8 protein-coding genes are annotated in these 8,802 nt (G+C 61.8%); 2 read left to right on the plus strand and 6 right to left on the minus strand.

Annotation, left to right across the window (positions count from 1 at the left end; all coding sequences use genetic code 11):
• Positions 1-408: 408 nt before the first annotated feature.
• The 5 genes from QZ638_RS20295 to QZ638_RS20315 all read right to left on the minus strand — a co-directional run bounded on the left by QZ638_RS20295 (position 409) and on the right by QZ638_RS20315 (position 6,950).
• On the minus strand, positions 409-930 hold the full coding sequence (locus tag QZ638_RS20295) for a hypothetical protein (protein ID WP_295813733.1): 522 nt from the start codon (positions 928-930) through the stop codon (positions 409-411).
• Between the two features lie 404 nt (positions 931-1,334).
• A complete protein-coding gene (locus QZ638_RS20300) occupies positions 1,335-2,309 on the minus strand; it encodes a type I restriction enzyme HsdR N-terminal domain-containing protein (RefSeq protein WP_295813735.1) in 975 nt (324 codons plus the stop codon).
• A 467-nt stretch (positions 2,310-2,776) separates the two neighbouring features.
• Positions 2,777-5,665 carry an excinuclease ABC subunit UvrB gene (gene uvrB / locus QZ638_RS20305; protein ID WP_295813737.1) on the minus strand — a complete coding sequence of 963 codons (2,889 nt, stop codon included), beginning with the start codon at positions 5,663-5,665 and terminating at the stop codon, positions 2,777-2,779.
• 112 nt (positions 5,666-5,777) lie between these two features.
• Entirely contained in the window at positions 5,778-6,215 is a 438-nt protein-coding gene (locus tag QZ638_RS20310; protein WP_295813739.1) for a GNAT family N-acetyltransferase, read from the minus strand.
• A gap of 216 nt (positions 6,216-6,431) precedes the next feature.
• On the minus strand, positions 6,432-6,950 hold the full coding sequence (locus tag QZ638_RS20315) for a histidine phosphatase family protein (RefSeq protein ID WP_295813741.1): 519 nt from the start codon (positions 6,948-6,950) through the stop codon (positions 6,432-6,434).
• Positions 6,951-7,096: 146 nt separating this feature from the next.
• Between QZ638_RS20315 and QZ638_RS20320 the strand changes: the two genes are divergently transcribed.
• Together QZ638_RS20320 and QZ638_RS20325 are read left to right on the plus strand one after the other, a co-directional pair.
• Positions 7,097-7,693 (plus strand): DUF2239 family protein, encoded by a 597-nt coding sequence (locus QZ638_RS20320; protein WP_295813743.1) that lies wholly within the window; start codon positions 7,097-7,099, stop codon positions 7,691-7,693.
• Positions 7,694-7,985: 292 nt separating this feature from the next.
• A complete protein-coding gene (locus QZ638_RS20325) occupies positions 7,986-8,450 on the plus strand; it encodes a hypothetical protein (RefSeq protein WP_295813745.1) in 465 nt (154 codons plus the stop codon).
• Positions 8,451-8,501: 51 nt separating this feature from the next.
• On the opposite strand, the gene QZ638_RS20330 is transcribed toward QZ638_RS20325, so the two are convergent.
• A partial coding sequence (locus QZ638_RS20330) for a glucan biosynthesis protein (protein ID WP_295813747.1) occupies positions 8,502-8,802 on the minus strand: 301 nt, incomplete at its 5' end.

An 8,802-nucleotide genomic window follows, 5' to 3' on the forward strand; every position in this document is an offset into this window, starting at 1 on the left:
GACGGGTTTCGCCCTAGCGGCTTCTCCGCAACCGGTCTTGAAACCGGCCGCCGGCCTGTCGCGGGCCCTCACATGCCTTGGACCACCGATGCCCAAGGGGGAGGCTGCCGCCGCCCTTCCTGATCCCCGGCTCCGGACCCGGTTCCCGAAAAGGGCGATGGGGGGAGGATAGCGCGGGTTCAATGGGCGGGGATAAAAAGAGGTTTTCCGGGGATCCCGGCAGCCTTGAAAGGCTTGTTCAAGCGAGGTTCCTGCCCGGTTTGGAGGGATCAGCTTTCCCCGCCCAAGCGTGGCATCTGGCAGATCGACGGAGTTTTCGGCCCCGAAAGGCATTTCGGCGTCAGCAGGCATCCCGGCGACCGCACAGTGAAGCAATGTGCCTGCCAACCTCCCTGCCCGCGTGGCGCACTATCGGACGGGCAGGCCGGATTCCCTGCGCCGCCGACGGATCGTGTCGCGGTTTTCGTCCACCTGATCGATGAGTTCGCGCAATCCCGAGCGGACAGTGGCGAGTTCGGACGCGAAGGCCGCTTTGGACGTCAGAAGATTGTCATGGTCGGCATCCCAGTCCAGCGCCCACTTCATCGCCAGAATCCACTCCTCCGGATCGCCGGCGACATACTCATTGACGGGACGCCCCACAGATTCCGTCAAAGCCGAAAAAAGAACACGCTCATCCCTTGCATCATCGCCGAGCGCGGCGACCAGAAACCGGTAGCGCAACTGACCGGCATACATCCATTTCGCCGCTTCCAGCCCGCGCCCCTGCGCCAGCAACCGCGCGGAAAGCGTATAAAGCGCGGCAGGGTGGGTTCGTGGCGCAACCTCGATCAGCTCCGCGGTGGACAGGGAATCGAAATTTTCGATCGGCTGCGCGGCAGCGACGCCAGTCAGCAGCAATGCAAAGACGCATGCGAGAAACCGTTTCATCGTCTGGTGAACCTCCGGCAATACGGCGACGCGACCCTGGCCAGGTCATGTCGCTGGGTATGGCCTGGCCAGGTTCGGCAACGCTGACGACGAATTGTCGGAGTCTCCGTCACAGGTTCCAAAACGACGATAACGACCTCCTTCTCGACGCAGCGCCATCGTGACCAATGAACCCGCTTGCAAGCCATGACACAACCGAAATCCCCACTGCACGACATACACTGCACGACAGACCCGGAGGCGAAGCGTCGGTTGAGCGGTTCGTGCGTGTGCCGCGCTTCGGCGATGCCGAACCGGTTGGGATCTATTGCCGCGAGGGGCGAAACGGCCGGCTTCATCGCTGCCAAGCAGAAGCGGATCAGTCGCGCGCCCGGAATATCCGTTTAGAAGCGTCTGGAAACGCCTTAAGCGGGCACCCCGACATATTGCATCGCGGTTTGCCGCAGGCGGGCACCCTGCTCATATATTTCATCGAGACTGCCTATCTTGACCCTATCCTCGTTCTCTCCGTCGAACAAACCGATGTATTTTGTCTTGCGATTGAAATGAAGGCGGGCAAGCGGCTTCCTGTTGTTGTTGTCGACCAGTATCCCGCAATAACTCTTCTGATCTCGCATGAAAACGCGGGCGGGTTTCATCACCTCTCCAACGATGGCGCGCACGATCATGAACCCCTCACGTTCCTCGTCGGTGGTCACAATCTCATCTTCGTCCGCATCCTCTTCGGAGATATCCCCGTCAGATGTTTCGGCGAGGGCATTGGACAAACGGCTCTGAACCATTTCGCGAACCGTGTCCCGGAATGCGGCCTTGACCATAGGGGTAAATTCCTCGCGCACGGATTGTGTGAACCGCCCGTCGTAAACGCCTGAAATGACCAGGCGCACGAAATCCTCCGGGGGATTGTCCATGATCGCGGCGATCTCTCGTTTGATCGCGGAGGTGTATTTGAGCCGGTGCGCGGATTTCAGAATGCCTTCGACATCAAACTCGCTCTTGGCGAATTTCTTGAGCTCGCCGATCACCGGGTGTTGCGCATCGGCAAGGTCGAACGAGAAAAACGGCCTCTCGTCCAGTCGGTTCGGCGACGCCAGGTCTGTATAAAACTCGAAATTCCTTCCGTTGGTAAGAACGGCGAATCTCGCATTGGTCACGGAGAAATAGCGATAAAGCTGCGCCAGATGTGCCTTCTCGAGTTTTGTGGTGATGGGCTTGCATTCCACCAGAATGCGAATTTCACCATCAAGCTTGATGGCATAGTCGACTTTCTCGCCCTTCTTGCCGACGGCATCGGCGCAAAACTCGGGAATTACTTCCTCGGGATTGAAGACGTCGTATTCAAGAGCAGTAAGGAACGGAAGAACCACGGCTGTCTTCACCGCTTCCTCCGTCAACATGGACTGGAATGCGTTTTTATACGATCCGAAAGAACATGTATTTTCTCTTCAGCAGCCATAATCCCCCCTCCAGATTGTTCGATACTATCAAGCCAAGAACTAAGATCCAATCAGTCGTATTCGAAAGAAAACATATACTGTAGGTTGAATATATTTGCCGCAAGAAGCGAAGTCAAAGCGAAAGAATTCGAAAAGCCGAACCGCGCGCGGGTGGAGAGAATGGAAAGATGCGCGGTGCCGAGCGCCCTCGTCTCCGGGGGCTCTGAATGAGCGTTGCTGAAAGGCAAAAAGCGCACCGTGACGGGTCGCGCCAGTGGAAGATGCGCCGCCCGTATACGTTCGCAGGGCGAGGCACGCACTCGCACCTTCCACGGCGGTGGCTCGGCCACGCTTGTCGATGTCGTGCCAATGGATTTTGGACAGTCTGCGGCTTCCGCAACGACGGAGGATCAGCGACCGGGTCGTCCCGTCTTCCCGGGTCGGCGTTTGCTGCGACGTTCGTCGGCGGGGTCTTCGTAAGAGCCCAGGCCGGGCCGATGGCGCTTGACCGGTTTGGCGTCGTCTTCCGGCTTTTTCGGTGGCGTCTTGCGAACGGGTTTCTCGGTACGACCGACGGTCATTTCGTCCAGATCGTTCTTGCGAAACAGGCTCTTGCCGGCGGGGACGGCATGGGCGCCGGACGTGCCCATTTCGTCGAGGTCGGGTTTGTGAAAGAGCGAGGATTCGTCGCCGCCGCCCTTGACGCTCGCAGAAGAACCAGCCGGGGTCGAACCGCCGGGGTCGGCCGGTCCCGCCCCGTCTTTCTGGCGGGAGGTGGACGTCTGGCCTTGGGGGCCCTGCCCCTTCCTGCCGCGCGCCTTGTCGCGGCGGGATTTCCGGGTGTTTTCGACACCGACGTCGCGGGCGAGCGGATCGTCCATGATGGCGAGCTCGGTTTCCTTCAGACGCTTGATCTGGTCGCGCAGACGCGCCGCCTCCTCGAAGTCGAGATCGGCGGCGGCGTCGCGCATGGATTTTTCGAGGTGTTCGAGATGGGCGGCAAGATTGTCGCCGACGAGATTGTTGAGATCCTCGCCCTTGCCGCCGCCGGCAAGATCGGCGCGGACGTGATCGCGCTCATAGACGGAATCGAGAATGTCGGCGATGTTCTTCTTGATGGAGGCCGGCGTGATGCCGTGTTCCTCATTGTAGGCAAGCTGCTTTTCGCGGCGGCGGTTGGTCTCCTCCATGGCGCGCTCCATGGAACCGGTGATGCGGTCGGCATAGAGCATGACGCGGCCGTCGACATTGCGCGCGGCGCGGCCGATGGTCTGAATGAGCGAGGTTTCGGAGCGCAGAAAGCCTTCCTTGTCGGCGTCCAGAATGGCGACGAGGCCGCATTCGGGAATGTCGAGGCCCTCGCGCAGCAGGTTGATGCCGACGAGCACGTCGAAGGCGCCGAGACGCAGATCGCGAATGATCTCGATGCGCTCCAGCGTGTCGATGTCTGAGTGCATGTAGCGCACGCGCACGCCCTGCTCGTGCAGATATTCGGTGAGATCCTCGGCCATGCGCTTGGTGAGCACGGTAACAAGCGTGCGATAGCCTTTGGCGGCGGTTTCGCGGATTTCGCCCAGAACGTCGTCCACCTGGGATTTGGCGGGGCGCACCTCGACGGGCGGGTCGATGAGGCCGGTGGGGCGAATGACCTGTTCGGCGAAGACGCCGCCGGCGGCTTCCATCTCCCAGTTGCCGGGCGTGGCGGAGACGGCGACGGTTGCGGGGCGCATGGCGTCCCACTCCTCGAAGCGAAGGGGGCGGTTGTCCATGCAGGAGGGCAGGCGGAAACCGTATTCGGCGAGCGTCGCCTTACGGCGGAAGTCGCCGCGATACATGCCGCCGATCTGCGGAATGGTGACGTGGCTCTCGTCGACGAAGACAAGCGCATTGTCGGGGATGTACTCGAACAGGGTGGGCGGCGGCTCGCCGGGCGCGCGGCCGGTGAGATAGCGCGAATAGTTCTCGATGCCGGCACAGGAGCCGGTGGCCTCCAGCATTTCCAGATCGAAACGGGTGCGCTGTTCGAGGCGCTGGGCTTCGAGCAGGCGGCCGGCGCGCTCAAGCTCTGCGAGGCGCTGCTTCAATTCGGCAGTGATGCCCTTGACGGCCTGGTTGAGCGTGGGGCGCGGGGTGACGTAGTGCGAATTGGCGTAGATCTTGACCGATTGCAGGTCGCCGGTCTTCTTGCCGGTGAGCGGGTCGAACTCGGTGATGGTTTCGATTTCGTCGCCGAACAGCGAGATGCGCCAGGCGCGGTCTTCAAGGTGAGCGGGAAAGATCTCGATCGTGTCGCCGCGCACGCGGAATGAGCCGCGCACGAAATTGACGTCCTGGCGCTTGTATTGCTGGGCGACGAGATCGGCGAGAAGCTGGCGCTGGTCGAGCCGGTCGCCGATCTGCATCTGGAAGGTCATGGCCGTGTAGGTTTCGACCGAGCCGATACCGTAGATGCAGGACACGGAGGCGACGATGATGACGTCGTCGCGTTCGAGCAAAGCGCGCGTGGCCGAGTGGCGCATGCGGTCGATCTGCTCGTTGATGGAGGATTCCTTCTCGATATAGGTGTCGGAGCGCGGGACGTAGGCCTCCGGCTGGTAGTAATCGTAGTAGGAAACGAAATACTCGACCGCATTGTCCGGGAAAAAGCTCTTGAACTCGCCATAGAGCTGGGCGGCCAGCGTCTTGTTGGGGGCGAGGACGATGGCCGGGCGCTGGGTTTCCTCGATCACCTTGGCCATGGTGAAGGTCTTGCCCGAACCGGTGACGCCGAGCAGCACCTGGGTGCGGTCGTTCTCATTGGCGCCGGCGACGAGATCGGCGATGGCAGTGGGCTGATCGCCGGAAGGTTTGAATTCGGTCGCCATCCTGATCGGCACGCCGCCCTCGGACTTTTCGGGGCGCGTCGGGCGGTGCGGCGTCCACTCGGACTGAAGATTGGGATCGCCGCCTTCGATCAGGCGGGAAAGGGCCGCCACGGTGGCGGTGACGCCGGACGAGGAAAGCCCCTCGGCCTCCTCCAGCGTGACATCGAGACCGGCAACGGGCATCAGGCCGGCGGCGGCGCGCTCCTTGGCCGAGGCCGCCCCGCCCATGGAGGTGCCGCGCGCGGATTTGGAACCGCTGGCGGACCGTTCGGCCGGCTTCTTCGGTTTCTTCGCCTTTGCCGGTGCGGGCTTGTCCGCTTCCTGAGCGATCTCGTCGGCCCAGTCGGCGACGGAACCGGTCAACGGCTTGCCCGAAAGCGCGGGCTGGGGGGCTTCGGCGAAGCCGCCATTCTTCTTGTCGGGTGATTTGGCCATGAGACGAATATGGAATCGCCGGAGACAAATGGAAAGGGGTGGCGTACTGGGAATGCACGCCTCCACCTCGCTGCTGACAGAAGGCTGTCAGCAGCGGTCATGCGCGTTCATGTCAGGCCGCGTAACGAAGATGCAGCACCGGCTCGCCCGTGGGCTCGTCGATACGCTCTTCCACCACTGTAAAGCCGTAGCGCGCATAGAAGCGACGACCGATGTCGTTCTTGACGAACACATCGAGTTCCAGCGCACCCATGCGGGCCACCGCATCGTCCATCAACGCCCGCCCAAGGCCGCGGCCATGAAAGGCCGGGTCGAGAAAGAGACCGCCGACCTGATCGCCGAGCAGTGAGATGAAGCCGACAAGCCGGCCATCCGCCCACGCGGTGCGGGTATCGGCCATGGGCAAGTAGACAGTGCGGATGTTGTCGGCCTCACGCAACAGGAAGCCCTCATCCAAAAAGGCATGAGCGAGCCGGCTGGCAGCGAGCCAGACAGCAACGATGGCGTCGTCATCGGCGCCGGGTTCATAGGTCTTGATCATTTCGGTCATGTCCATTCATGCAGGATCAAACCGCCCTCAAAAGGCACGGTGGCTGCGAAAAATCGGTTCAGGATAAGAAACGGACGCACGGGCTGGCCTGGCATCAGCCATCATCCATTTCGGGGGCGCATCCGGCCCCCGCTTCACCGGGACATAAAACCTCCAGTAATGTTGCATCCCTGCTAGCGTGGACACACCACGGCTGCAAGGCCGCGGAGCACGCTTTCAGCCAAAATCTCTCGGCTTCAGAAAATCCAGCAGCCGGGCCTGGCCGAAGGAGAGTGCATCCCAGCCCCCGTCGAAGGCAAAGCGGGCGACAGCGGCGGTGGGAAATTTTTCGTGCAGGCGCTCCAGCGCATCCTCTTCGGACCCGCGGCCCGCCAGAAGGCTGGCAAACGCCTCCATGCCCGGATTGTGCCCGACGAGAACAACACGACCAGCTTCCGGGGGCGCTTTGTGAACCGCCCTCAGCAATTGCTCGGGCGTGGCCATGTAGAGCCCCTCCCCACTGCCAACCGCAACATTGATTCTCGAAAATTCTGCGGCCACCAAACGCCAGGTTTGCTGCGCCCGGCGGGCTGGCGAAACCAGGGCGTAATCGGGAAACCAGCCACGACGCACAAGCTCACGCCCCATCCGCGGCGCAGCGCGGCGACCGCGCGGCGCAAGCGGACGCTCGGCATCGCCGAGGCCGGGGTCGTCCCAACTGGATTTCGCATGACGCAAAAGCATGAGCTCTTTCATCGTTCCCCCCTGAATTCCGACACGCCTGCACGGGAGATGCCCTGCGCCGGGACGCTGGACACCTTCGGTAAAAGCATTTTACCCGGGTATATTGACAGAATTATTATACCCGGGTAAAACAACTTCAATCTGAACGGAGATCTTCCATGCCCAGCTATACAGCCTTTCATGGCAAAAAGCGTCTTGCCGGCGGGCCGGCAACCGAGGTGGCGTTGGCAACCAAGGCGCTGCTTGCTGAACACCCCGGCGCCGACGTGCTGATATTCGACGACGAGACGGGTCGGCAAACCGATTTCAACCTGAGCGGCAGCGACGCCGAGGTGACGGCGAGACTGTCGACCGGCGCGTCGCAGAACGCGCCGGGAAAACGTCCGCCCGGACGGCCGAAACTCGGTGTGGTGGCACGGGAGGTCACGCTGCTTCCACGCCAATGGGACTGGCTCAACGAACAATCCGGCGGCGCCTCGGCGACGTTGCGCAAGCTGGTGGACGCCGCCAGAACGACCGATGCCCCACGCGAACGCCTGCGCAAGGCGCAAGCCGCAACAGATCGCTTCATGATGGCCATGCTGGGCGATCAGCCCGGTTATGAAGAGGCCGCCCGCGCACTCTATGCTGGCGACGCAACGGGTTTTCAAAACCGTATCGGTGGATGGCCCGCGGATCTGAAGGCGCATGTGGAGCGTCTGGCGGCAACGGCGTTCGAAGAGGCACCGGCGGACCAGACCTCGCGCGCCCGATGAGATTTCGCGCGCCCGTTGAGGTTTCACGCAATGGCGGCCGCCGTCGATAAACCGGCGGCCGCCCGGTCTCAGCGCTACCGTTTGCGGAGAAGCGCCGGACGCCCCGCATCCGGATGCCGCAGACACCGAGACACAGCCAGCACAATTGGCGCCCCTGCTGACGGGAGGCTGTCAGGGGAACTGTGCGATGTTTTCGTCAAAACCCGCACAGCAGAAGATCCCGATCATGACGATGTCCGCATTTCTCACCGCTCTCGGATCCAAGGCCCCAGCTACGGAGCACGTCGAGAGCATGAAACTTTACGGGTGGCTGATTGGAAGCTGGGAGATGGAGACCATTCATCACCTGCCTGACGGCGAGAAAGAAAAATCGACCGGAGAAATCCATTTCGACTGGGTGCTCGAAGGTCGCGCGATTCAGGATATCTGGATCAGGCCCAAGCGCCCAGCTCGATCGATCATGTACGGCACGACCCTGCGCGTTTTCGATCCCGAGATCGACGGTTGGCACATTCTGTGGAGCGATCCGCTCAACCAGGATTACGCGCGCCAGATCGGACGGGCGGAAGGCGCGGACATCGTTCAGACCGGCGAGGATTCACGCGGACTGAAAGCGCGGTGGCGGTTTACCGAAATCGCGGCGGACAGCTTCCACTGGATCGGAGAAGAACGCTCTCTGGACAGCGATCCCTGGCAGATCACGTTTGAGCATTTCGTCCGCAGAATCCCGGAGCGGACAGGATCAGCATCCGATTAAACCGCCCCTGCCCCCTCAAGCGCCTACGGCAAAACCTCCAAGTCAGGCACATCAGGCGCCACGTCTGCCGTCATTCCGGTTCGGAAAATACTGGTAGAGCCAGGTTTCGGTCAGTGCGCGACCGTCTTTGCCCTTTACATACATGCGCATGTCGACCGGATCCGTGCCCTCGATCCGCGCATCGAAGAAGGCGCGATAGAGGCCCGGCTGATCGACAACGGGATGGGCGTCAGCCAAGGTGACCTCGCCGCGCGAAAGATCGACAACCGGTTCGGCATCGCCGCGCTTCAGCGCCCCCACGTCGCCGCCGCGATAATCGACGACGAAACGCGTCGTGTTGTCCGGCCGCGGC

The sequence above is a fragment of the uncultured Nitratireductor sp. genome (genome assembly GCF_913053745.1).
Taxonomy (GTDB): domain Bacteria; phylum Pseudomonadota; class Alphaproteobacteria; order Rhizobiales; family Rhizobiaceae; genus Nitratireductor.

Bases quoted from the DNA above. Each gene is read 5' to 3' on its own strand.
- QZ638_RS20315 (WP_295813741.1), bottom strand. From the start codon at position 6,950: ATGAAAGAGCTCATGCTTTTGCGTCATGCGAAATCCAGTTGGGACGAC.
- QZ638_RS20295 (WP_295813733.1), bottom strand. From the start codon at position 930: ATGAAACGGTTTCTCGCATGCGTCTTTGCATTGCTGCTGACTGGCGTC.
- uvrB (WP_295813737.1), bottom strand. From the start codon at position 5,665: ATGGCCAAATCACCCGACAAGAAGAATGGCGGCTTCGCCGAAGCCCCC.
- QZ638_RS20325 (WP_295813745.1), top strand. From the start codon at position 7,986: ATGAAACTTTACGGGTGGCTGATTGGAAGCTGGGAGATGGAGACCATT.
- QZ638_RS20310 (WP_295813739.1), bottom strand. From the start codon at position 6,215: ATGACCGAAATGATCAAGACCTATGAACCCGGCGCCGATGACGACGCC.
- QZ638_RS20320 (WP_295813743.1), top strand. From the start codon at position 7,097: ATGCCCAGCTATACAGCCTTTCATGGCAAAAAGCGTCTTGCCGGCGGG.